Here is a 25,413-nt window from a genome sequence, read left to right as displayed (position 1 = left end):
AGTTTAATTAAACGTGTTCTATTGGCTTCAATTGCACCAAGTTTTTCCCATTTCTTCCGGAACGCTATTTCCATACAAATCATCATTTCTGCTATCTTTTCGCATCATAATGTTTCGTTTTACATTCGTGTCACATTTTAATTCTATATGCGCAAGTGAAATTGATTTTTCCCATTCCATTTGAATTTCGGCTGATAAACCATTAGACTGCCAGTGGTTAATTTTACCATCAATATCTCGAGACATACCATTGGTTAAGTTTTTAACATCTCCTGAAAAAGTAGATGACGCGAATATTAAACTTGCTTGTCTAGCTAAATCATTAGTATCTTTTGCTGGTCGCTTTGGAATAAAGACATCATCTCTAAGCAATTGTTCTTGTAATTCATTTATGTATTTTTTAGCAACTTCTCTAGGCAAGATCTTTCTTTTATTACAAATAGTAGCAGCTGTACCAACTGCTTGCCCCTGCAATGCACAAGTTGCCATAATTCTACTAGAAGACAAAGCAATGTGCGTTTGACTAACATTACGACCAGCAAACATTAAGTTAGAAACATTTTTTGAATATAAGCTTCTAAACGGAAACTGATACACTTCCTTAAAGTGATAATGAAAATAACTTGGTGGTTCTGATATATTTTCTATACCACCTGGATTATGTTCATCTAAAGACCAGCCTCCAAAAGCTACCGCATCTTCAAAATGTTTATGCTCTGTCATATCCTTTTCTGAAACAATATAGTCTCCTATAAAACGACGCGATTCTCTTCTGCCTGGTAAAGAACCAACCCAATCTAAAGCCAAATTTTCAGCTTCAGGAAACTTACCCGAGTTTTTAATAAAATCCCAAACGCCATGTAAATATGCCATTAATTTATGTCTATTCACCTCTGCATCTGCAATGATATCATCTTTACTACCAACTTCTATCCACCAAATCCCTTCGTGAAATCCTGCGAATTTTCGTCTTTTATGACCACCTTCATGGGTGTATTTTATGGCATAAGATGGCGGTGTATATTTCATTGGTTTTCCCATATCTTTTGAAGACATTAAAAGCGATGCTCCCATTTGCCAACCGTCTGGTTTATCTGGAGCATATTTTTCATTGAATTCTGCTTTGCCTTCACGTCCAGTTCTATACTCTGCGCCAGAAGTTGCCGCTAGTAATCCATCACCTGAACAGTCAATAAAAATTGGCGCATTAATAGTGTACATTTTTTCTGTTGTAGATTGCCAACACAGTGCCGATTTAATTTTATCACCATCCATAACGGCTTCAATTGCTTGTGTATTGAGCATCAAGGTTAAATTAGGCTCTCGAAATACAAAATCATATAAAACATGATCAAATACAGGAAATGCTTCCTGCTCATTTTCAAATCGATTATGCAATAGTATTTCTTCTATAATTCCTGTTTCTCGCTCTGCTTTTCCTTCTATATTATTAACACCGTTTAAGTGTACTCGTATTTCACTTGAAGCATTACCTCCTAAAACAGGTCTATCTTGAATTAAAACAGTGTTTGACCCGTTTCTAGCTGCAGCAACAGCAGCACAAATACCAGCCGCGCCTCCACCAATAACGGCAACATCATAATTAGACTCAGGTTTTCTATTTGGTGTACCAGTTTTTCCTGTTCCAAGATGGTACCATTTATCTTCTTCTGTATCGTAAATTATATCTTTGGTACTTGCACATGAAGTAAATACCATAGGTACAACTCCTGCAGCAATAACTGCTGTAGTTCCTTTTTTGAAAAATTCTCTTCTCTTCATAATTAGGCTATTTTATTTGGTTGGTAGATTTCCTTCCCAACCTTTATTAAACTGTTTTATTAGTTTATAGATTAATTTAGGATTATCTTCTGCTATATTTTTTGTTTCTAAAGGATCTGTTTTATGATCAAATAATTCTATAAATACAGGCTCTGTTTTAAAATTATCTCTGTCTTTCCATACTACAAATCGATATTGATCCGTACGCATGGCATAACCCATTAAAGTATTTTCAAATAAATCTCTATTCCATTTATCTCCTTGTTGTGCTTTAATGCGCTCTTCGACTTCTTCTAATAAAGGACCAAAATATGTTTCTCGCATTGCTGGTCTAATAGGAAACGCTCCCCACTCTCTTAATGCTGGCGATGGAAATTGGCTAAATGCTGCCGACTTCCATGCTGTGTTCGGGTTTTCTAATAAAGGCTTGAAACTTATACCTTCAACATGATCTGGGATTTCAAGTCCTGCTAAATCGGCTAGTGTTGGATACATATCCACCAATTCAACTAAAGCATCCGTTGTCTTTCCTTGACTTCCTTTTGGCATATCTGGCGTCCAGATCATTAATGGTACACGTGTGGCAATTTCGTAATTGGTTGCTTTTCCCCAAATCCCCATATCACCTAAATGAAAGCCATGGTCACTCCAAACGATGATAATTGTGTTATCACGAATGCCTTCATCTTCTAATGCGGTTATCATTTTACCAACTTGTGCATCTACATAACTCACACAAGCCAAATAGGCGTGTTTTAAAGTAATTGCTAAATCTTTATCTATTGGACCTTTTTTAGGAATACCGCTCCTTACTCTAAGTTCGAAGGATGGATGCAATCCCATTTCGGCACCATTTTCTGGGCCTTCAGATTCGAGCGCAAGCGCAATTTTATTTCTATCGTATAAATCCCAATACTTTTTTGGTGCAACCCAATTTAAATGTGGTTTATTAAAGCCTAAACCTAAAAAGAAAGGCTTCTCGTTTTTTGATACTAGCTCCTTCATTGTGGCAATAGCTAACTCTGTATTATAACCATCTTTATAAGTGTTATCAGAAACATCAGCAGACTCATAAGCTGTTCCAGAAGCTAAACCAAATTTAGCAATATCTCCATACTTAGCGATCATTGCTTTACGCGTTTCAGCGCGTTCTTTATTGTTTTTTTCTAAGGCAAAACCAACTGGGTTTTTGATGCCTTTTGAAGTCATACTATCTAAAGCTGGTAATCTACTCCAAGATTTTTCTTCATCTAAATCGCCATGATGAAAGATTTTACCTGCATAAACTGTTTCATAACCATTCTGTTTAAAATGTTGTGGTAAGGTTACTACTTCTGGATTTACTTCTCTAAATTTTATATAATTATGAAAAACGCCACTTGTTTCTGGTCGAATTCCAGTGAGAACACTTGCTCTTGAAGGACCACAAATAGCTTGTTGGCAATACGCATTATTAAAAAGTAAACCTTCGCTTGCCAACTTATCTAAGTTAGGACTCACAGCTATTTCTGAACCGTAAGCTCCCAATTCCGGGCGCAAATCGTCTATTGCAATGAATAGAATATTAGGTTTCTGTTTTGACTTTACCAGTTCAATATTAGACTTACAATTAAATAAAAAAAGGAGTGCAATTAATAATCCTAAGTTTTTGTATGGTATTCTTTTTAACATAATATTAATTGGTTTGCCAAACTCTTATATAATCTATTTGATATTCTGCAGGTGTTACTAAATCGGATGCTTCAGGAATACCTAACCAAGGAAATGTTTCAGAATCAAACCAAATCCAATATGCAACATCTGTAACCCAACGGTCTGGATCTGCACCATTATTTGTTACTTCTGCTTTTGTAAATGTTCCATTTGGATGCAATTCGCCATCGATATATACTTTTACATATTCTGAAGTCCATTCAAATCCATAGACATGAAAATTGTCTGCAGTATTATTATCGGCTTGTATGTTTCTGGTATAAGCAGGTCCGTTACCATTTGGTGAATAGTAATCGTTATTTGGCTCCCAACTTATCATGTTAAATTTTAATCTTTTTTTCCAATCCGCATTTGTTTTATGGCCTCCAAACATTTCAAACATGTCTAATTCTGATTTATTTGGAACGCTTGCTCCTGCTCCAGGTCCAGTAGTCCAAAAAGAACTAGTAACCTCTGCGTTAGCAGCTTTACTTCTAATTTCCATATATCCATACTGAAATTGTGCTTTGCTAATAACCGCTGCAGTAGTAATGTTTTCGTAATCAACCCCATTTTGAGGTATGGAAGAAAACGAAAAATCAGGTTCCCATTTTGTCAGTATTTTTAGCATATTATCTTCTACTATAGCATTTTCTGTACTAAACTGTGAAGGCGCTCTACCTATAAAGTTAGATTTATAAATACCATCTACACCTTGAATTTGCCATTTCGTTTCATCTAAAACGGCACCATTAAATTCGTCACTAACTTGTGTATTTAACACCCAATTCCCTAAATTGTCTTGATCGGATAATGGGTAGTTGGCATTTGGTGTCGGATCAGGATCTGGGTCTGGATCCGGTATTGGATCTGGGTCTGGGTTTTCATTATCCATTGGATCTGGCTTAGCATCATCACTATCAGAACACGATATATTTCCGAAGGTAAAAACCAAGGATAATAGCACAAGTAGTATGGTATTTTTTCTAATTGCTTTCATAGTTTTTAATTTTGAATAATTCATTAATTTCTCTGAAGTTTTTCTTGTATCTCTTCTAAAGAAAGTCCTTTCGTTTCTATAAGATATTTGTATAATACGAGCAGACCTACAAGTACAATACCTGCGTAAATTATAAAAGTTGTGGAAGCTCCAAAATGTTCCATTTCTAAAGGGAATAAGTATTGCACTAAAGCACTAACGGTACTAGAAATTAAAGCAAATAAAGGTATTGCTACACCACGGTTAGAAATTGGAAAAATCTCTGAAAGCAAGACCCACATAATTGGTCCGATAGAAAAATTGAAAGCAGCAATAAAAGCTAAAATACTTAGCAATATTAACATGGCATTCATATTTGCAGTTTCTTTAAAAATAGAACCAGAGTTATCACGAACAGATTCTACTCCAAGAATTTCAGTTAAAGCATTTTTGAATGCAATATCACTATTAAATTCTTTTCCTACTATAGCATTTAAATTTTCTATGCTTGGAATGTCCTTCATTTTAACAATAGCATCTGGAGTTACCTCGTAAGTTGCTTGCTTAAATCCGTAAGAAACAGATGATATACTTATAATAATTAAAATTAAACCAACAATTACTATTGGTCTACGACCAAATTTGTCAATTAAAGTTAAGGAGATTAAAGTAGCTACTAAACCAATTACACCAATCCAAATGGTACTAGAAAATGCGGCATCTGTGCCTAAACCTAATTGCTCAAACATGGTAGGTGCATAAATCATAACAGCATTCATACCTGTAAATTGCTGAACTACTGCTAGGGTAAATGCTATTATTAATACGATTCTTGTTTTACTACTAAAAATCTCTTTTATTTGACTGAGTGTTGATGAACTACTAGTGTTTGAATTTTCTACACTTGCAACCATTTGTTGCACTTGTACTTCTACTTTATCTTCTGGATATACTTTTGCTAACGATTTTTTTGCGTCGTCAATTCTACCTTTATAGATTAACCAAGAAGGACTTTTTGGAATTAAAAACAATAAGAAAAACCATATAACTGCTGGTATTATTTCTATACCAAGCATATAACGCCAGCCGTTTTCCGCTAAATTCAAATCTTTTACCCATTGTAAATCAGATCCCATTTTTTGTAAAATCCAATAATTAATTAAATAAGCTGCTGTAAAACCAATTCCCATATTTATTTGTAGCGTAGAAACTAATTTACCTCTTTGCTCTGCAGGTGCAATTTCACCAATATACATAGAAGCTAAAGTAACGGAGCTAAAGGCTAATCCACCTAAAAATCTAAACCAATATAAAGATAAAAATGATGGTGCAAAAGCAGAACCAACGGCAGAGACAATATAAAATATCGCGATAATTTGTAGTGTTAACTTTCTTCCAAGCTTGTTTGCTGAAAATGCGGTTAGCGGTAATGCTATTAAAACTCCAATACCAGGTGCTGAACCTATTAAACCAACTTGCGAAGCTGTTAAATTAAATTCTTGGGTGATAAATTTAAATCCTCCCGAAATTAATACAGCATCTAAACCAAAGACAAACGAGCCTATAGCTACTATTATAGCGTATATAAATGCATTTTTTGTGTATTTACTCATTTTTATTGTTGTTTAGTTAGTTTATATTTAGTTCCCTATTTTGATACTCTTGTTTATTGTTGAAATAGTCTTAGTCTCTGTTTCACCATTCGTCCAAGTAATTTTTACTTCTACTGACGCACATGCTCCTAATCCGAAATGCACAAAATTATTATGACTTAAAGAATATTGGGCACCTGTTGTGCCTAGACGTTGTGATTGTTTATTCTTACAGGATTTCACCTCTACAATGGCTCCTAGAGCGGAAGCTTTTCCGCTTTTAGAATTACCAACTTCAACCGTGATATAATTATTTTTTTTTGCTTCTGTAGTTTCGTTTTTAAATAAATGCCATTTTCCACGTTCGTTTCCTATGACAACATCTACTTTACCATCTTGGTCATAATCTAAAGTTTCAACAGCCATACCTATAGCGCCGAGTTCTGTGGAAATGATATTGTGATTTTGAACCTTTTCAAATCCTAATGCACCTTTATTTAAATAAACTATGGATTCATTAGCATGAATTAAGTCTCCTCTTCGAATAACCAATAGGTCCTGAAAACCATTATTATCAAAATCAGCAACACTAACAGCCATTGTATGTTCTTTGTTAGTTAAACCAAATTCTTTGGTTACGTCTTTATACTTTTTTCCATTATTTTCTAATAGCATATCATTTAAACCTTCGGAATGGTTCTCTTCCGTATACCTTTCTACACCATGAACAATTCCAGTAGCTGGTGCCCAAAGAAAACCTGAGATTCGCCATTTTCTGTTACCAACATAACCAATATACCAACCTTTCTTTTCTTTGTAATTTGCATTATCTGGAAACCCTAATGCATCACTATTAACTAATCTAATATCTTTACCAGAATGTGTTTCACCTTCAAACTCATAATTGTAAGAAGCTTCACCAATATAATAGGTATCGTTGTTTGGCCACTGCGACTGAAAATTTTCAAGATGCAATACATCTCCTATTTCTATATCTTCTAGCTCTAATTCGCCTCGTTTAGTGAAAAATCCTAAAGTTTTTGATTCCTTATCATAAAAAGTTTCCCCTTTTTTAAATTCGTTTCCTCTAGTGATATATAAATCGAAATCACCATCGTTATCAAAATCAATTTCAGCAATACCAGTAACGTCTTCAATATCCTTAGGAAATACTTTTTTGGATACATCTTCAAACGTTAAATCGCCATTACCTTTGTAAGCTTTTAACGCACCTTCACCATATAAAATGAAATCAAAAATAGTATCACCATTAAAGTCGGTAACTAACGTTTTTTGACCATTCACTTTTATTGCTGGTATGGTTCCATGTAAGATTAATTGACCGTTGCCATCGTTCTCGTAGATATAATTCTCGGTTTCTCCCTTTTTATCACCATCAGGAAACGCAAAATTTAATAAGTCCAAATCACCATCGTTGTCCCCATCTATAAAAGCAACCGTTCTACCACGCATCATTGCCAATGGGGCTTTAAAATCGCCCATTTCAATAAACTTACGTTCTTTAGTCACACCAAACATTTTAGAATTTCTGGCATTACTACCAGATCCTCCACCACGCGACATGATCACTTCTAGATTTCCATCCATATCGATATCGCCAACAGAAACACCATGTAAATCTCCCATGATAACATCATAAGGCTTTGCGAATTTGCCATTGTTATTCCATTGCACTTGAATTCCGAAACCATGATCGTTAATCAGTAAATCGAGATGACCATCTTGATCTAAATCGGCAACTACTGGAGCATCCCATTTTCTAAGATTTTTTTCTTGTCTCGGAAATTCTTTGAAGACCTCATTGAATTTGGTTTGAGAATACCCAAATCCGACGCAAAAAAGCATACAGAAAACGAGTATGGCATACTTTGAAATATGTTTAGTGTTTTTATTCATAGTTCTATTTTAGTTCCAAACCACAGGCATAAAGACTGTCATTTCTGCTTGACCTCTATTACTCCAAGCATAATATGGCACCAATTGTGTTTTATGAGATTTAAATTGTGGTTTTGTTACCGATTGGTACATTTCGTCCGTTTTACCTTCTCTAAGTAAAAGTTCTACATCGATCGTTGTTACACCTCCTAAAAAATCAGGTTTGTGTACTGCTTTTAATTCGGAGCCTGCATTTAAGTATACATCTAAAATACCAGCATCTTTTGGTAAATCTGGTGTTTCAATACAATATACTATTGGTCCTCTTTTTACTGCTACTTGATGTCTTACTTCTTCAATTCTATTGTGACCTTCCATTAGTTTTACTTCCATTGGCATGTCTAAAGTGATACTATCACCTGCTTTCCATGTTCTTTCTATACAAGCAAATGTTCCTGGTGTTATTTCTATAGTTTCACCATTCACATTTAAGGTACTTCCTACTGCCCATTTCGGAATTCTAACTTTAATTTCAAATGCGGTGTCTTTACATGCATCCACTGTTATTTTCACTAAACCTTTCCAAGGATAATCGGTATCTTGAGAAAGCTTCAATTTAGAACCATCTAGCATCGTTGTATCTAAATTATTTCCTCCAAATAAAACTACAGCAACACCATTTTCTGATAGATTATAAGCCCAACCTGAAGTTTTACAAATCGTTCTTACCAAGTTTGGTGGACAACAAAAACATTCTAAATACGGCTGTCTTACCGGACTTTCTGTTACATCATCATGTGAGTCATAATTTCTAGAATTATTTACCATTCGTAATGGATTAGAATAGAAATAGTCTTTTCCTTCTAAACTAATACCAGATAAACCACTATTATATAAAACCAATTCTATAATATCAGCATATCTAGATTCTCCTTTAATACCCATCATTCTGTTACTAAACATGGCATTACAAAGGTTAGCGCACGTTTCGTTATAAGCAGTCATGTTAGGCATCATATAAGCATCGATAAAGCCTTCTTCAATCATATCTAAACTTGTAGAAGCGCCATAATGCGCTTGACCAACAGCTCCAGTAACGTACATTTTTTTACCTGTCACGTTTTCCCAAAGCTTATCTAATGCATCCAACAAAGCTTTTTCACCAGTTTCTGCATACACATCTGCAGCTCCTGCATAATAGTATAAAGCTAATACGGCATGACCAACAGCCTCTTCCGATTCTCTAAATGGTGTACGTTCTTGCACCATATCTCCAATAGGATAACCTACCGTTGTAGAATCATGTTTAATTTCGAAAGTTCCTCTTCTATTAATAAATTTTTCGGCAAGATTTAAATACTTTTTATCTTTTGTTGTTCTGTACAATTCTACCAATCCCATAATTTGGGTTTGGTTAAAACCAAAACGTTGATAATGCTTGGTATCTGGCATGAAATACGTGTACAACAAATCGGCTTGTTTAATAGCGATATCTAAAAAATTACGTTGTCCAGTAATACGATAATGAACAGATCCAGCAATAAATAGGTGTCCGAAATTATACATTTCGTGATATTTTCTATTTTCAAAACGGTCTGCACCTTCTGTTATTTGAATATGTGTATGTATATAACCATCCTCTTCTTGTGCTCTTCCAATTACAGCAATATATTCATCTAATTCTTTTAAAAGAGATCCATCTTTTGTAAGTCCGTAAACATACATTTTAGCTTCCATAAATTTATAGAAGTCTCCATCATGCCAATAAAATCCTTTGTGTTCACCTTCCTTTTCTCCTGCAGCAATTTTAAAGTTATTTAATCCATGACCAATGTCACCACACAATAAATCACCCATATAAGGGAGCATTTTATCTCCTGCGTCTTTTACTTTCTCTGCCCAAAAACCGTTTTCCCATTTGCAATCTCCAAAATTGATGCTTTTCAATTTTACGTATGGACTTTCGGATGTATTTGTTATTGCTTTGTTGTGTGTGCTCATTTTTGTACTCTTTATGTTTTTATTGTATTAATAGGATATCTTTATAAACACCCGTAAAGTCCCTCAAGGGACAATCTTTACTTTAAACTTTTTTAGTTTTCAGTAATCCTCAATGTGACAATCCTAGCTTTAAACTTTTTATTTCTTTTTTATCTGAATATCGTCTATTAAGATTTTAGCTGCTCTTATTTTTGGCAAATCTTTCTTTCTTACTTCAATCGCTAAAGCATCGTTTATAGCGGAAGCCTCTGTTCTAGAAAGATCTGCTTCAATAGTAATCCATTCTCTTCTTGGTAATTTTTCAAGGTCTGAAAATGTAACTTCCAATTTTGGATTTTGTAATATCATATAAATATTATCTGGAACATCGCCTTGGTCTAACCATACTTTTGCACTTAATTGATAGTTGCCAGCTTCCAATTTTAAAGAACCTTCAGGTCCAATTGCAACTACTTTTTCATCTTCTAAGGTATCTGTTTTTCCATAGCCAGTAAACTCAAGACTATTAACCCCTTTGTAATAATCGCCATGAGCAATATTTAAAAATTTTGAAGATGCTTCATCTATAGTCCAAAATTTTTGGTATTCATTATTCTCCGAATTTTCTGGAACTAACATTAATGGTCTCGGATTTTCTTCATAAAGAATAGGCCCTTCAAATCCATAAAACGCAGCATCTTTAGCTAATAAATTATCCGAAGGCTTTTGCCAAATACGCATATAATCTATTTCGAAATCTACAGGTAATTCTTCTTTATGAGGTAATCCTAGCCAGAAGAAAATTTCAGAATCTAGCCATACTTCCATAGGATTGTTTAATACAAAAGCAGTACCTAATTGGTCTTGCGTAAAATGACGAATCATTTTTCCATCGATAAAAAGTTTAAGATAGTCCACTCCCCATTCTGCTCCATAGACATGAAAATCGTCTGCTGTACGGAAATCTAAATCTTCTGTGTGATTAAAAATATTAGTTGGTCGTTGTGCTGGTGGACTCCAATCGTGTGCAGTTGCTAAATACGAATCTTCCTTAATGTTACCTTTTTTATTTTTAGGGTTCCCCATTAACTCGTACACATCTAATTCTTGCTCATAACCAATAGCCCAAAAAGCTCCGGTAATAGCTGCGTCTCCAACTTTAGAACGCACTTCCATATAACCATACAAAAAACGTTTATTAGTTAAAACACCTGCAGTTGTTACTGGCATTGGTGTTCCATCTTTATAAACTCCATATTTCGATGAGCCCATGTTTCCATCTGCATAACTTTCGTCAAAAAATTCGAAATCTGGCTCCCAAGCTGTTCTTAGTTTTAATTTACCATCTTCCACACGTACATTATGCGGTACAAACTGAGAAGGTGCACGACCTTTCCAAATATAATAATCTCCTTTTCTTCCTTCTACAAACCATTTAACAGTATCGATTTCTTTACCATTAAAATCATCACTAAGTTCTGTATTCATTACCCAACCACCTGTATTATCCGGATCGGAAAAAGGCATAGCCGCAGCTTGTTCTGTCTTTTCTTTTGCTGTGGGCTGATTTTGTGCTTTACAACTCACGTAAGTCATCGTGGTCACACTCAGTACTGCTAGAAATATAAAATTTTTGAATTTCATAGTTGTATTATTTTGCTTTTGTAATTGTTATATCGTCTATAAATAATTTTGCTGCTTTTGTTTCTGGCAAATCTTCTTTTCTAATTTCGATTTTGATGCCATCGCTTTCTGCAGAAGCTTCAGTTCTTGAAAAATCAGCTGCAACCGTTAACCATTGCTTTCTTGGTTTTGATTTTAATCCAGTAAACATCAAGTCTAATTTAGGATTCATTAATGAAATATGAATCGTATCTGTAATTCTACCTTGGTCTAACCAAACTTTAGCGGAAAGTCTATAATCTCCGGAAGGAATGTTTAACGACCCTTCTGGTGTTTTAGCAACCACTTTTTCTACGTGGAGTGAATCATTTTTTCCATATCCAAAAAACTGAAGTGCTTCTACTCCGCTTGCATAATGCCCTTCTGTAATTTTTAAATATTTTGAAGCCCCTTCACTAAAAAGCCAGAATTTCTGATAGTCATTAGCTTCTGAATCCTCAGGTACCATAGTTAAAGGTCTAGGGTTTTCTTCAAATAAAATTGGTCCTTCAAATCCGTAAAAGGCCCTATCTTTAGTTAATAAATTATCTAATGCTTTCTGCCAAACCCGCATATATTCCACCTCAAATGTCGCTGGTAATTCTTCTTTATGCGGTACTCCTATCCACTTAAAAATTTCGGAATCTATCCATATTTCCATTGGATTGTTTAGCACCCAATCTGTACCTAATTCATCTTGTGTAAATCCATGAACAAATTTTCCATCTCTGTAAATTTTCAAATAATCTTCACCCCATTCCACACCATAAACATGAAATTCGTCTGAAGTGATGTATGGTAATATTTCGTCGTACCCAAATGCTTTTGTAGGTCTGGTAGAAGGTGGACTCCAATCGTGAATAGCAGTTCGATTCATAGTATTAGTTATGGAACCTTCTTTTGCAATTTTTGGCGCTCCCATCTGTTCGTACATATCTAGCTCTTGCTCAAAACCAATAGCCCAAAATGCTGCTGTCATTGCTGCTTTTGGTGCTTTAGATTTTATTTCCATATAACCATTTAAGAACCTTTTTTTACTTACAATTGCTGCCGTTGTTACTGGTAATGGTTTTCCTTCGTGAACTCCATAGGTATCGTTGTTAGCTCCATCTGCATAACTTTCTTTTACAAAATCATAATCTGGTTCCCATTGTGTTTTTATGATTAGATTTCCATTTTCTACCACCACGTTATGAGGTGCGTATTGCGAAGGTGCACGACCTTTCCAGATATAATAATCTCCGTTTTGTCCTTCTACAAACCATTTGGTTGTATCGATTGAAGTCCCTTCGAACTCATCGCTGATTTCTTCGTTTAAAATCCAACCACTTTCATTTTCTGGATCAGAAAGAGGAAGTACTTCCTGGTTTAGAATACTAGTTTCTGAAGTGTCTTTTTGTTGCCTTTTTTCCTTACAACTTAAAGTGCAAAGTGCAACAGCACTTAATACTATAACAAAAATGGTTTTACTTTTTTTAATCATTTGATGTATCCAATTAGTTCGGTTAAATTTAGAATTAGGATTAGCCTTTAACTTTTACAGTATTATCGTATTTCTCCATTTCTTTCTTCACTAATTCTGGGGTTCTATAGCGGTCCATTCTGTCAATATCGTATTTTTCAAATTTTTGTTGCAACATCCATAATGGTCGTTCTTGGGTTAATTCCCATTCAAATAGCTTTTTGAACATGGTTTTTACAAGCTCTGGTTCGGTGGCTGCTAAATCATTTTGCTCTGTAATATCTTTGGATAAATCGTATAACTCAGCAGGTCTGTCTGCAAAACGAATTAATTTCCAATCCTTATACCTGCAAACGGCACGTGCTTCTTTTTTCCAGAATAAATATTCATGTGGTCTTTCCGAATTTAGTCCATTTACAAAAGGAACTAAATCCACACCATCTACATCATCTAAATCAGCAAAATCACCTCCACCAGCTGCATAAAATGTTGGTAATAAATCGAATGTGCTAACAGGATAATCGTAAACTGTATTTGCTTTAAGTTTTTCAGGCCATTTCATTAAAAACGGCACTCTTAAACCACCTTCTAAATGATTAGATTTTGTTCCACTCAACGGTAAATTTAAAGATGCATTCTTATCTGTTGGACCTCCATTATCATTAGAGAACACAATAATGGTATTATCCTCTAATCCTAATTCTTTTAATTTATCTAATACTTTACCACAAGCTCTATCTAAAGCTAATGTCATAGCAGCGACTTCTTTACGCTTACCTTTTAAATTTGGAAATTGCTTTAAATCTTCTTCTGTAGCTTCCATTGGTGTATGCACGGCATTAAAAGCTAAATAGATAAAAAATGGATTGTTCTGATTTTTCTCAATAAACGAAATTGCTTCATCAGCAAATACATCTGTAGCGTATCCTTTAGGCTCTTCAAAATTCCCAAAATTGCGTTCCATTTTATTATCATGGTGCACGCCATTAAAGTTTTTGTATCCAAAATAACTTCGTGCGCCACCTCTAAAACCGTAAAACTCATCAAACCCTCTATTTAAAGGATGAAAACGATCTGCATTTCCTAAATGCCATTTACCGTACACTGCATTGGTATATCCTACTGTTTTTAAATAATCTGCAATTGTTTTTTGATCCAATGGCAAACCCATATCATCCCCTAAAAATTTTGAGTTTTCACTCATATAATTTGGAACGTTGATTTCTTGATAACCAAAACGTTGTTGGTATTTCCCTGTAATTAATCCTGCTCTAGAAGGACCACAAGTAGCATCTGTTACATAGCCTTGTGTAAATTTCACACCTTGTTTTGCTAGTTTATCTAGATTTGGAGTTATCATAACATCACTTCCTTGAAATCCAAAGTCCGCATAACCCGCGTCATCTACAAAAAGAAATACAATATTCGGTTTTTTTTGCGCTGTTATTGATGTGTAAATCAATAGAAAAAGAAGTATAAAAAAGTAGTTTTTCATTTTACGAATTATTAATAATCTATATGACCATAAAATTAGTCACAAATTCGCAATTTATTTTATCAAACTTACCAACTATTAACTCTGATTTACCTTGATAATTAAATAGTAACATAATTTGGGTTCCTAGAGAACCTAAAAAGGAAGGATTGCCGTTTTATTTAAAAGAATACGGTTTGAATACTTACAGGGATTGTCTGTAATTTTTTGGAGTGGTACCCATGGTTTGTTTAAACTGTTTATTGAAGTTTGTTATCGAATTATAACCCACTGCATAACATACGGAAGACACAGAAACATTTTCTTGCACCAATAAACGGGATGCATTTCTAATACGAACTTCATTTAAAAATTGTGTAAAAGACTTATTTGTCATTTTTTTAAAAAAACGACAAAAAGAGTTTGTGGTCATACATGCTACTCCTGCGACATCATTTAAAGTAATCGCTTTAGAATAATTATCTGAAATAAATTTAATAACACTATCGATTCGTTTAGAATTCTCCGTAGTATATTGACGCATATCTGTAGAAGATAAGTGTACTTTATCTGTAGTTAAAGAAAGCTGATCTAAGATATTTAAAAGCTGAATGCTTTGCTTTGTACTAGATAAACTTGGTAACTTCAATAAGTCCTTTTTTAATGATGCACTTACTTTATTTCCAAAGCTAATACCATATTTAGATTCTTTAAGAAGTTTTGAAATTTCAGAAAATTCAGGATTCTCAAAAGTATCTTCGCCAAGAAAATTTTTCGTGAATTTGGTAACAATGGTTTCCACATGCTCTTGAATTTTACCATCCTTGATATAATGTTTCATATCATTTCTCCATAAATGCGGTAAATACGCACCAACTAAAACTAAATCTCCTGGATTAAAAGGAGATACGTCATCACCTACAAAACGTATTCCGAAACTACTGGATATATATAATAATTCAAATTCTGCATGGTAATGCCACTGCTCATCCAAACAAGGATCTACCTTTTTGTATGTGTTTAATCTCTTATTACTGAGTGTGTCGTTATTTCTTATTACCAATTTCATAATAATCAAATATAAATAAAATAATTTGATAATTATTTAACATAAATTTATTGAAATGTTAATATTTGGTCTTTACACAAAAAACAGCTCCTTTTAAACAGTCAAAAACAAGCCTACGAACAACCACAACCTACTGTTTTACAACCAAATAGTCGCTATTTATTTTAAAAAACTTTGGATTTCATTTTTTATAGAAATAAAATATTTTTTTAAACCATCAAAATCTTCCTCTTGAATACATTTCTTATTTAGTAACGAGCTTCCCATACCTACTCCAACTGCACCAGCATCAAAAAACGCTTTAATATTTTCTTTTGAAACTCCTCCTGTTGGTAATAATTTTATGGTATTTAATGGCGCTAATACATCTTTAATATATTGCGGACCTAGTTGTGTTGCCGGAAATATTTTTACTGCTGAAGCTCCTAAAGTCCATGCTTTGTATATTTCTGATGGTGTATATGCACCAGGAAATACAGGCACATTTTTAGCAACACATGTTTTAATCACCTCTTCATCTATAATAGGTGTTACAATAAATTGAGATCCTGCATCTAGTGCCTTAGTAAGATCGCCCATATTACAAACGGTTCCTGCTCCTACATTAAGATTAGGAAAAGAGGTTCTTAAATCACGAATAATTTCGGCAGCACCTTCCGTGTTCATTGTAATTTCAATGGTGTGCAAGCCAGCTTCTAAATAAGCTTCCGCAATCTTTTTAACTGTTTCACTCGGTAGGCTTCTAACGATACCTACGATTGGTGCTTTGTAATATAATTCCCAAGAAAAAGAAGTATTAGTCATATTGTTTTAATATTTTTTGTTGTCCTATAAGCATTGCTTTTCCCACAATTTCACTTTCAAAAAGAACATATTCATTTTTACCTAAAATTTCATCTAATGCCATTTTATAAAGATTGGCTAATGGATAAGGGCAGCCTAAAAAGACATTTTTTGATTCGTTTTTTAAATAAGAAAGCTCATCTCCAATAAGTAATCCACTTAGAAAATAATAGTTTTCTTCTTTGGTAGCATTTTCAAACAAATCATTTGCTCTAATAGAGAATAATCGCTCTGTTAGCTTCCCTTGGCATCCAAATTTCACTCCTTCTAAGAAAGAGATATCCATAATATGATCTTTGTCTACTTTTATAATGGAATTAGACAGGATACTTTTTTGAGAAAGAATTTCAAAAAGCTCTCCAGTCATATAATTTTTAAGGTCGGTAAAAAAACCGTTACTATATGTTATGTGTTTACTATGTGTACCAGGTAGAATTAAAATAGCCTCTTTATACGGCTTCAGATATTCTTCTAAGCCTAGGGCCTGCGTTTCTTCTCCTCGCATCATGCCCTGACTATTTTTTACACCAGAAATTAATAAAATTTCTAATCCATAGTTAAGCTGTAATTTTTTAGATACAAATTTTTTACCTTCACTGTCAAAGGGCATTTCCGCATAATCCATATTATGCAATCCTATATTAGAGGTCACCATACCTGCCGAAACGATTAAACAGTTTTGATATTGCTTAGGAAAAACTTGAATCTGCCGTAATAGATAATTTGCAAAAAAATCACTTTGATTTAATTTATCTTGTTCTAAAAAGGCATTATATAAAACTTTCACACCTTTTTCTGTACTATGCTCTTGTATAACCTCTAAAGACTCTCCCTTTACTAAGGTTAATCTAAAATTACTGGTTCCCCAATCACAACTTATAAAATATTTTGGTATAGCCATTGTTTGATGCGTCAGAGGGATTTAATTAATAGCCCTATTATCTCTTCATCCAAAGAACACAATTTACAACTATTTTGAAACAATAAAGTTTACCTTGTTATTGCATTATTTTACCTCTTTATCTTCTTCTCTACTGGCAAGGGTAATATCAATTTAGAAATGGGTAATTTTTAAGAATATTCAATCTTTTATTATTATCAAATTTGTAATCAGCAATCCAAATAACAGATAAAACACAGCATATGAATAAGACTAATCCTTTTCACTTTTTAGCCCTAACTATTAGTATGAGTTTTGTCTTTGCATGTGGAAATCAAAAAAGTACAGTTACAGATTCTTCCGCTTCAAATGCTATTCAAAATAATTCTTTTTATCCTGCATCAGACCCAAACAATACTGGTAACTGGGAGCTAAACACGCAAGTAAGCGATGAATTTGACGCTTCTATTATGGACGAAGACAAATGGTATATCGTTGGTAAATTTAAAGATGGTAAGCCTTTTTACAAACATCCTGACAAACCAAATAAAAAAGTATGGACAGGTCGTGCTCCATCTCAATTTTCAGGAAAAAACTACCGTTTAGAAGCAGGGAAATTGATACTTGAAACACGTTGGGAACCAGATTTCCCATTTATTGAAGAAGTAAGAAAACCTATTTTCGGAGATGCGTTGCCTTACGAGAACATCACAACCGCTTGCATAATAGGTCGTAGAGAATTTAAATATGGTTATATAGAAATAAAAAGTAAGGCTGTAGACGCACCTGTTTCTAGTGCTTTTTGGTCTATGGGAGACAAACTAGAATTCGACTTTTTTGAACTTTTTGGAGGGACAGGCAATTCTAATAAATCCCATTTAGATAGTCAACTATGGTGGTCTATTAGAGATTGGAATAAACCTGTAACAGGCAAACCAACCTACACCGAAAGAAAAGATGTAGGATTTAGAGTTGCAGATGATTTTCATATTTGGGGAATTGATTGGAGTGAAAATGGTGTAAAATATTATATAGATGGCAAACTATTTTCTGAAGTATCCCCAAAAGAAGTAACCGCATGGGCTAAAGAAAACAGAAAGAAAATAGATTTACCAGAGGACTACAATGGCTATGTTGCAACTACACCAATAAGCTTATGGCTAGATCAAGAAACATTTCCTTGGCACGACGTACCAAAAAGCAAAGAAGAATTAGAAGCAAAAAGTCCTGAAGGAAAGAAAGCGGATGGTATTGTTGACTTTGAAATAGAATACATTAGAGTTTGGCAAAAAAATTGATTACTAACTAAAACATTAACAACTTAAATTTAAATTATCATGAAAAAAATCGTTTTAACATTATTATTATTATTTGTAACCGTAGCAACATCTTTCGGACAAGGTAAATTTCAATTAAGACAAAACGCTCATTTTGTTGAAGCAGCAGCTAAAGAATATAATTTGGATGATAAGCAACAAGCCGAACTTTCTGAGTTTAGACTAGAAATGGTATCTGCTTACATGAAAAGCAATCAAGATTCAAAAGCTGGAGATATCACTAAAGAAGAAATGAAAGCAAGCAATAGAGAAGCTAGCAAAACATTTCACAATAAATTATCAAAGCTAACTGGTAAGGCATATGCAGATATGAAAGATTGGCTAGACGAAATGAGAGAAGAACTTAAAAAAGTAAAGTAATACTTTACATTAATTAGTCATAACTCTGTTAAGAGTTATATGAATAAACCTGTAAACAGCTAGCTCAAAAAAGCTAATTGTTTGCAGGTTTTACTGTTTACACTAGGTTATTTTCTGTTATTATAATAAAAATGGATTACCGTTCTGTTAAATATGAGTTAATATGGAGCAAGTTAAGGTTAATATATACTTAATCGTTTTCGCATAACTAGCTTAGATTTGATAAGTAATAACTACTATACTTATAATTAGAAAAAATAATGCTCATGAATAACAGAAATTTTAAAGTAAGCATAACGATACTATCCATGATGTTATCTGCATTTGGGTTTAGCCAAACAGAAAACACAAGGCCAAATATTATTCTAATTTTCGCCGATGATTTAGGTTTTACAGATGTTGGGTTTAACAGGCCAGCCGATTTCCCTGCTGCCTATGGTGCTATTCCAACCCCGCAAATAGATGCACTTGCCGCTAACGGAATAATTGCTAAAAACGCACACGTTGCACACCCTTTTTGCGGACCAAGTAGAGCAGCTTTATTAACAGGTGTATATCCGCATAGAGTCTGTGCGCAATATAATTTACCTAATGGTGTTAACGATCTTGATGGGGTAACCACAAACGAGAAATTTTTCAGTAAAGTTTTACAAGAAAACGATTATAATACTGCTGCTATTGGTAAATGGCATTTAGGTGTAGACACACAGTTTACTCCAAATAGTAGAGGTTTTGATCATTTCTTTGGAATGCTTGGTGGTGGGCATGAATATTTTGAATCTTCTTATGAACCTCAATGGGTTAACAATCCCAATACTACTAATGAATATCGCGTACCTCTTAGAAGAAATGGTGCCTATATCGATCCATCGGAGTTTGATAATGACGAATACCTAACAGATATATTGACGGAAGAAGCTGTTAACTATATCCATGTAAATGCTTCAACAAATCCAAATGACGATCCCTTTTTTATGTATTTAGCATACAACGCGCCACATACTCCTTTACAAGCACCACAAGCTAAAATAGATGCGTTTAATGCTGTAAATGGTAACGGAACTTCTGGTAGTACATTCTCTACAGTAGTAGCAGATAGTCCTGATATTTTAAACGCGAACATTCCTAACAATTGGACTGGTACCGATCAGGCATACAGAGATTCACTAGTGGAAGACCGTCTTATATATGCAACCATGGTGAGTATTATGGATGAAGGTGTTGGCTTGGTAAAAGATGCCTTAGTAGCAAATGGAATTTTAGATAACACTTTAGTTATTTTTATGAGTGATAATGGCGGTAAATTAAGACAAGCTGGTGCTGTAAATTATCCGCTTACAGCTGGTAAAGGTAGCGTAGATGAAGGTGGTCATCGTGTACCAATGTTATTACATTGGCCAGATCAATTTTCTGCCGGACAATCGTATGACCATTTAGTATCGTCTATTGATTTATATCCTTCTTTTTTAGATTTAGCAGGAGCTTCTGTTCCTACAGGGAAACTGTTGGAAGGAAAATCTGTAATGAATCAAATTAAAACGAATCAAAACGCTAGACCAAATGAATCTATTTATATAATGCGTCCGCAAAGTGGTTTTCAAAACGGAGCAATCATGCGTGGAGACTATAAAATAATTAAAAAAGGAAATAATAACACGACAGCAGGTTTTCAATTATACAATATTATCACAGATCCTGGGGAAACAACAAATATTAGAGGTACAGAACCAAATGCAGAGCAACTTGTGGACGACATGCTAACTTCTGGTGTTGCTTGGGTATCCGAATTTCAAGATGTAACTCCTTGTTGGTTTGATAATGATGATGGAGGAAACGGGCATCCACATAGTTTTTTATGGAATGATGGAACGCTACCTAATTACGATGGTTTTTTCGGAATGCCGTTAATACAACAAACAGATCTAATTAATATTGCAGGAGTAAATGACGCTACAGAAGGCACAACTAATGGTGTTTTTACCGTAAGCCTACCTACTGGTATTAATGCAGACCAAGATATAATTGTTACTTATATAGTTAGTGGTGAAGCGGCAACAGATGGTTCAGATTACACCACTTTATCGGGTACTTTAACAATTTATGAAGGTACTAACAGTACAGACATTACCATTGTAGCTAGTGAAGATGGATTAGCAGAAATAAGTGAAACTGTAATTATTCAATTAACAAATACCTCGGTGGGATCTATAAATGCTACACCAGCACAAATTAATATTTCAGATGTTACGGTACCTACTACTTTAACAACAGGTGATGTTGCTATTGTAGGTTATAAAGCTGCAGCACAAAACATAGGAGAATTAGCCTTTATTATTTTAAAAGATATTGATGCTGGAACTTCCATTAGTTTATCAAACCGTAGTTGGAAGGCAGATGGCTCCTTTAATCTTGGAGGTGGCGGAAGCCCTTATGCCATAGACGATGTATTTTCATGGACTTCTACAAGTTCTCATAATGGAGGAACCGTTTTTAAACTAGGCAGCGATGGCATTATTACAACGGTTATTAGTGGTGTAGAAACCCCTGTTGGTAATACCGTACAGACCTTTGGTACAGATGGTGATTGGGACCTTTCTCCTGCTGGAGATTCCGTTTTAATATACCATGGAAATACGGCTACACATCCAGATAATACTAGTAATGCTTGGCTTACAGGATTAAACACTAACGGCGTAGATAATGGTGGTAGTGTACAAGCTGCTGGATGGGCTATTGGTGGTGGTAACGCTTATTGCGTGCTACCTGCAGCTCTTGTTGGTTTTGACATCGATGTTACAGGCGGAGATATTGCTAATCCTTATGATCAAAATTATGGAGTTTATGTTGGTAATGCCTCTGGAGATGCTGCTACATTAAGATCTAGCATAAACAATTACATGAACTGGAATTTAAATGAAGATAATGCGTACTACTTATGGAAAAGCGATTATACCGTTGGTGGTAATGTGGGAAATATTTTTCTAGGCCAACTTAGTTTATCTACTACTCATGTAACTAAGGAAGATTTAAAAATATATCCTAATCCATCTACAGGAGTTTTTACAGTTCAGTTTAGTAAAACGCATAAAGATGTAGAAATAGAGGTTTTATCCATTTCGGGAAAATCGATAAAAAAAATACAAACTAAAAATGTGACTTCTCAAAAAATAGATCTTTCAAACTTTTCAGCTGGCATGTACTTTTTAAGAATAAAATCGGATACCGCTCTTTCTTTCGAAAAAATAATGAAATTATAATATAATTAAACTAATTTAAACAGGCTTTAAAACATAATTAAATGAAACATAAAACCTTATCAACTAAAGACCAAAAAGGAAAACTTCTGTCCATTATACTTTTTGCTTTGTTTTGCAGCTTTAACATATATGCTCAAAACACAATAATCTCAGGAAACATTACCTCTGAAGAAGATGGTTTTCCTCTACCAGGTGTTACGATACTTATCAAAAACACGAATAAAGGAGAAATCACTGATTTTGATGGAAATTATACTATTGAAGCGAATAAAGGAGACATCTTAATTTATAGTTACTTAGGACTCATAACACAACAAATAACTGTAAATGAAACAGCTCAAATAAATATTATTTTAAAACCAGATGAAAATAGTCTGGATGAAGTAGTTGTTGTTGGATACGGAACGGTAAAGAAAAAAGAAATTACAGGAGCCTTAACGCAACTAAAATCTGATGACCTAGAAAGTATTGTAACCTCCGATGTAGGTTCCGCATTACAAGGACAAGTTGCAGGTGTTAACATTGTTGCTTCCGAATTACCAGGTGGAGATTCTGAAATATTAATACGTGGTATTTCTACCCTTGCAGAAGGACAAAACGAACCATTATATGTTGTAGATGGAATTATACAAGATGGTAACCCAAGAATTCCACCAACAGATATAGAATCCTTAACGGTACTAAAAGATGCTGCTTCCACAGCGATTTATGGAGTACGTGGAGGAACAGGAGTTATTTTAATTACAACCAAACAAGGTAAACCTGGTACCTTAAGAGTACGAACAAATGCAAGTTATGCCATTCAACAAAGAAACTCGGCAGTACCATTAATGAATTCTGTAGAGCAAACCTATTTTGACATTGTATCTGCCGCAAATGTGAACAACACTACTTATGATCAAGTTAATTTACAATTATTGCAACAACCAGCATCTTTTGTAAATGAAACCGATTTAAACGACTTGGTTTTTAATGATCAAGCAGCAACACAAACATATAATATAAATATTTCTGGAGGTACAGATGATATTACATATAATGTCGGATTGGGCTTATATGACCAAGGAGGTTTACAAATAAACTCTGCTTTTAACCGCTTTAATATGCGTGCTAACACGGTTTACAGTAAAAATAAATTACGCATCCAATCTAGTTTAGCATTTGTAACAGAAGACAGAGATATACCACAAGGAAATTTATTATCACAAGCTATTGTTTACAGACCAACTCAAAATGGTTTAGATATAAATAATATAGTGGAAGAATTAAACCAAGATGGTGATGATGTGAACCGATTAGGATGGGTTTTAGAAAGTCTTAGAACCACAAATAATTTAAAAAGAAACAGAATTTCTGGTGCAGTAACATTAAATTATGAATTAATTGATGGTTTAAATCTTCAAACCAATTTAAGTCTTACTAAAATAAGTGATATAGGAAAAATCATTAGACCTTATCAAGTAATCTACAATAACTCAGGTCTACTACAAAGTGAACCAGAAAACAGTTATATAGACAGCCGAACGATTTTTAGAACGAACATATTTGGAAACATAGGTGCTACTTATGAAAAAGAATTATTAGAAGATCAGACGGTAACCTTTACCTTTTTTACCGAGTTAGAAGATAATAGTGAGGAAGCATTTTCAGCGAGACGTGCAGGTGTTACTTTTCCAGGTAGCACAACTTTAGACCTAGCAACAGGAACACAAAGCGTAGGTTCTTATGAAGATGTTGAAAAAAGATTTAGTCTTTTAGGTAGAATTCAATACAATTATAAAGATAAATATATCTTAAGCTCTGGGGTTAGAAATGATAGATCTACAAATTTTGGATTAGAGTACAATTCTGGAATCTTTCCTAATATAGCATTAGCTTGGAATGTTCATGAAGAAAATTTTTGGGAAAATTATAAAAGTGCTGTGAACAGTTTTAGAGTAAGAGCTTCTTATGGAGAAATTGGAAATGACAGAATTTCCCCATATAACTACATCCCAAGTTTAGTTCAAAACATAAACTATTTTGGAACCAATGGTGACACTGGAACAGAAACTATTAATTTAGGTACCATTCAACAAGATTTTGCGAATGAAATATTAACATGGGAAACAACTGCTGAAAAAAACCTAGGTTTAGATCTTGGTTTTCTAAAAAACAAAATAACACTTACCGCAGATTACTATTACAGAAAAAAAGTAGATATGCTATTCCCTATTTTAATCCCACCTTCTGCTGGTGGTGGAGAAAATGCTAGTCTTATTTTAAACGTTGGTAATATGGTTAATGCCGGTTTAGAATTAGGTGCCAGCTATCGTGCAAAACTAGGTAACGTAAATATTAATATGAACGGAACCTTTACGACAAACAAGAATGAAATAACTAAGATTAATGGAGATACAGAATTTATTGAAAACAACACCTCTGTATTAGTAGGTAGAGCTCCAGACCAATCTAGAATCACGCGTCTAGCGGTTGGTTATCCTGCTGCTTCCTTTTTCTTATACCAAACAGATGGTATCATTGATACAGAAGAAAAGCTAGCAGCGTACCAAAAAATAGTTAGCAATGCTAAAATGGGTGACACCCGCTTTATAGATAATAATAATGATGGTACAATAGATGATAATGATCGCGCTTATAGCGGTAGTGGTTTACCAGAATACGAGCTTGGTTATACCTTTGAAGCAAGGTATAAAAACTTTGATTTCTCTATGAATTGGTATGCAGCACTTGGTCAAGAAGTAATGAATGGATTTGATGCTTGGGCATATGGTTTTGGTAGACATAAAGATCAAGTATACCAATGGTCTCCTGCAAACCCAGAAACATCTATTCCTGCATATCAAAATGATATTAGAAGACATCCAAATTATAGAGGTAACAGTGATCTTTACTTAGAAGATGGATCTTATGTTAGATTACGTCAAGCATCTCTAGGATACAATATTCCTAAAAAGAGAGTAGAAAAATGGGGACTAGATTATTTACGCTTCTATGTTAGAGTACAAAACCCATTAACACTAACAAAATACTCAGGGTATAACCCAGAAGTTGGTGGAGGTATTTTATCTAAAGGTTTAGATTCAAATACTGGTCCAATATCAAAAATGTATATGTTAGGATTAAACTTAAACTTTTAAAAAATAAT

The 25,413-nt window shown here is 34.1% G+C and carries 16 protein-coding genes; 4 read left to right on the top strand and 12 right to left on the bottom strand.

Annotated elements, in window-relative coordinates; translation table 11 throughout:
• Positions 1 to 27: 27 nt before the first annotated feature.
• The 12 genes from ACVCXO_RS04995 to ACVCXO_RS04940 form a co-directional block, all read right to left on the bottom strand.
• Positions 28 to 1,782, bottom strand: a complete 1,755-nt coding sequence (locus ACVCXO_RS04995) for an FAD-dependent oxidoreductase (RefSeq protein WP_452228501.1) — start codon at positions 1,780 to 1,782, stop codon at positions 28 to 30.
• A 12-nt stretch (positions 1,783 to 1,794) separates the two neighbouring features.
• On the bottom strand, positions 1,795 to 3,453 hold the full coding sequence (locus ACVCXO_RS04990; RefSeq protein WP_452228500.1) for a sulfatase: 1,659 nt from the start codon (positions 3,451 to 3,453) through the stop codon (positions 1,795 to 1,797).
• 4 nt (positions 3,454 to 3,457) lie between these two features.
• Complete coding sequence (locus ACVCXO_RS04985) at positions 3,458 to 4,474, bottom strand: family 16 glycosylhydrolase (RefSeq protein ID WP_452228499.1); 1,017 nt, start codon at positions 4,472 to 4,474, stop codon at positions 3,458 to 3,460.
• 23 nt (positions 4,475 to 4,497) lie between these two features.
• Complete coding sequence (locus ACVCXO_RS04980; RefSeq protein WP_452228498.1) at positions 4,498 to 6,066, bottom strand: MFS transporter; 1,569 nt, start codon at positions 6,064 to 6,066, stop codon at positions 4,498 to 4,500.
• Positions 6,067 to 6,093: 27 nt separating this feature from the next.
• Positions 6,094 to 7,962: a CRTAC1 family protein gene (locus ACVCXO_RS04975; protein WP_452228497.1), complete on the bottom strand. Its 1,869-nt coding sequence runs from the start codon at positions 7,960 to 7,962 to the stop codon at positions 6,094 to 6,096.
• A 9-nt stretch (positions 7,963 to 7,971) separates the two neighbouring features.
• Complete coding sequence (locus tag ACVCXO_RS04970) at positions 7,972 to 9,942, bottom strand: glycoside hydrolase family 127 protein (RefSeq protein ID WP_452228496.1); 1,971 nt, start codon at positions 9,940 to 9,942, stop codon at positions 7,972 to 7,974.
• Positions 9,943 to 10,080: 138 nt separating this feature from the next.
• Complete coding sequence (locus ACVCXO_RS04965) at positions 10,081 to 11,565, bottom strand: family 16 glycosylhydrolase (RefSeq protein WP_452228495.1); 1,485 nt, start codon at positions 11,563 to 11,565, stop codon at positions 10,081 to 10,083.
• A 7-nt stretch (positions 11,566 to 11,572) separates the two neighbouring features.
• Entirely contained in the window at positions 11,573 to 13,066 is a 1,494-nt protein-coding gene (locus ACVCXO_RS04960; protein ID WP_452228494.1) for a family 16 glycosylhydrolase, read from the bottom strand.
• 40 nt (positions 13,067 to 13,106) lie between these two features.
• Entirely contained in the window at positions 13,107 to 14,540 is a 1,434-nt protein-coding gene (locus ACVCXO_RS04955) for a sulfatase-like hydrolase/transferase (protein WP_452228493.1), read from the bottom strand.
• A gap of 184 nt (positions 14,541 to 14,724) precedes the next feature.
• The gene (locus tag ACVCXO_RS04950) at positions 14,725 to 15,588 is read right to left on the bottom strand and encodes an AraC family transcriptional regulator (RefSeq protein ID WP_452228492.1); all 864 of its coding nucleotides are present in this window, start codon (positions 15,586 to 15,588) and stop codon (positions 14,725 to 14,727) included.
• A gap of 159 nt (positions 15,589 to 15,747) precedes the next feature.
• The gene (locus tag ACVCXO_RS04945) at positions 15,748 to 16,392 is read right to left on the bottom strand and encodes a bifunctional 4-hydroxy-2-oxoglutarate aldolase/2-dehydro-3-deoxy-phosphogluconate aldolase (protein WP_452228491.1); all 645 of its coding nucleotides are present in this window, start codon (positions 16,390 to 16,392) and stop codon (positions 15,748 to 15,750) included.
• Complete coding sequence (locus tag ACVCXO_RS04940; protein WP_452228490.1) at positions 16,385 to 17,332, bottom strand: 2-dehydro-3-deoxygalactonokinase; 948 nt, start codon at positions 17,330 to 17,332, stop codon at positions 16,385 to 16,387. Before ACVCXO_RS04940 ends, ACVCXO_RS04945 begins: the two co-directional genes overlap by 8 nt.
• Before the next feature lie 242 nt (positions 17,333 to 17,574).
• Here ACVCXO_RS04940 and ACVCXO_RS04935 point away from each other — a divergent pair, with 242 nt between their 5' ends.
• The 4 genes from ACVCXO_RS04935 to ACVCXO_RS04920 all read left to right on the top strand — a co-directional run bounded on the left by ACVCXO_RS04935 (position 17,575) and on the right by ACVCXO_RS04920 (position 25,405).
• Positions 17,575 to 18,609 (top strand): family 16 glycosylhydrolase, encoded by a 1,035-nt coding sequence (locus ACVCXO_RS04935; RefSeq protein ID WP_452228489.1) that lies wholly within the window; start codon positions 17,575 to 17,577, stop codon positions 18,607 to 18,609.
• Between the two features lie 39 nt (positions 18,610 to 18,648).
• Positions 18,649 to 19,008 (top strand): hypothetical protein, encoded by a 360-nt coding sequence (locus tag ACVCXO_RS04930; protein WP_452228488.1) that lies wholly within the window; start codon positions 18,649 to 18,651, stop codon positions 19,006 to 19,008.
• Between the two features lie 266 nt (positions 19,009 to 19,274).
• Positions 19,275 to 22,265 (top strand): sulfatase-like hydrolase/transferase, encoded by a 2,991-nt coding sequence (locus ACVCXO_RS04925; RefSeq protein ID WP_452228487.1) that lies wholly within the window; start codon positions 19,275 to 19,277, stop codon positions 22,263 to 22,265.
• A gap of 41 nt (positions 22,266 to 22,306) precedes the next feature.
• Positions 22,307 to 25,405 carry a SusC/RagA family TonB-linked outer membrane protein gene (locus tag ACVCXO_RS04920; RefSeq protein ID WP_452228486.1) on the top strand — a complete coding sequence of 1,033 codons (3,099 nt, stop codon included), beginning with the start codon at positions 22,307 to 22,309 and terminating at the stop codon, positions 25,403 to 25,405.
• Positions 25,406 to 25,413 lie beyond the last annotated feature (8 nt).

The organism is Lacinutrix sp. MEBiC02404 (genome assembly GCF_053601575.1).
This window is presented reverse-complemented; position numbering and strand designations above follow the sequence as displayed.

Excerpts from the sequence above, each read along its gene's own strand:
- ACVCXO_RS04995 (WP_452228501.1), bottom strand. The coding sequence starts at position 1,782 with ATGAAGAGAAGAGAATTTTTCAAAAAAGGAACTACAGCAGTTATTGCT.
- ACVCXO_RS04990 (WP_452228500.1), bottom strand. The coding sequence starts at position 3,453 with ATGTTAAAAAGAATACCATACAAAAACTTAGGATTATTAATTGCACTC.
- ACVCXO_RS04985 (WP_452228499.1), bottom strand. The coding sequence starts at position 4,474 with ATGAAAGCAATTAGAAAAAATACCATACTACTTGTGCTATTATCCTTG.
- ACVCXO_RS04980 (WP_452228498.1), bottom strand. The coding sequence starts at position 6,066 with ATGAGTAAATACACAAAAAATGCATTTATATACGCTATAATAGTAGCT.
- ACVCXO_RS04975 (WP_452228497.1), bottom strand. The coding sequence starts at position 7,962 with ATGAATAAAAACACTAAACATATTTCAAAGTATGCCATACTCGTTTTC.
- ACVCXO_RS04970 (WP_452228496.1), bottom strand. The coding sequence starts at position 9,942 with ATGAGCACACACAACAAAGCAATAACAAATACATCCGAAAGTCCATAC.
- ACVCXO_RS04965 (WP_452228495.1), bottom strand. The coding sequence starts at position 11,565 with ATGAAATTCAAAAATTTTATATTTCTAGCAGTACTGAGTGTGACCACG.
- ACVCXO_RS04960 (WP_452228494.1), bottom strand. The coding sequence starts at position 13,066 with ATGATTAAAAAAAGTAAAACCATTTTTGTTATAGTATTAAGTGCTGTT.
- ACVCXO_RS04955 (WP_452228493.1), bottom strand. The coding sequence starts at position 14,540 with ATGAAAAACTACTTTTTTATACTTCTTTTTCTATTGATTTACACATCA.
- ACVCXO_RS04950 (WP_452228492.1), bottom strand. The coding sequence starts at position 15,588 with ATGAAATTGGTAATAAGAAATAACGACACACTCAGTAATAAGAGATTA.
- ACVCXO_RS04945 (WP_452228491.1), bottom strand. The coding sequence starts at position 16,392 with ATGACTAATACTTCTTTTTCTTGGGAATTATATTACAAAGCACCAATC.
- ACVCXO_RS04940 (WP_452228490.1), bottom strand. The coding sequence starts at position 17,332 with ATGGCTATACCAAAATATTTTATAAGTTGTGATTGGGGAACCAGTAAT.
- ACVCXO_RS04935 (WP_452228489.1), top strand. The coding sequence starts at position 17,575 with ATGAATAAGACTAATCCTTTTCACTTTTTAGCCCTAACTATTAGTATG.
- ACVCXO_RS04930 (WP_452228488.1), top strand. The coding sequence starts at position 18,649 with ATGAAAAAAATCGTTTTAACATTATTATTATTATTTGTAACCGTAGCA.
- ACVCXO_RS04925 (WP_452228487.1), top strand. The coding sequence starts at position 19,275 with ATGAATAACAGAAATTTTAAAGTAAGCATAACGATACTATCCATGATG.
- ACVCXO_RS04920 (WP_452228486.1), top strand. The coding sequence starts at position 22,307 with ATGAAACATAAAACCTTATCAACTAAAGACCAAAAAGGAAAACTTCTG.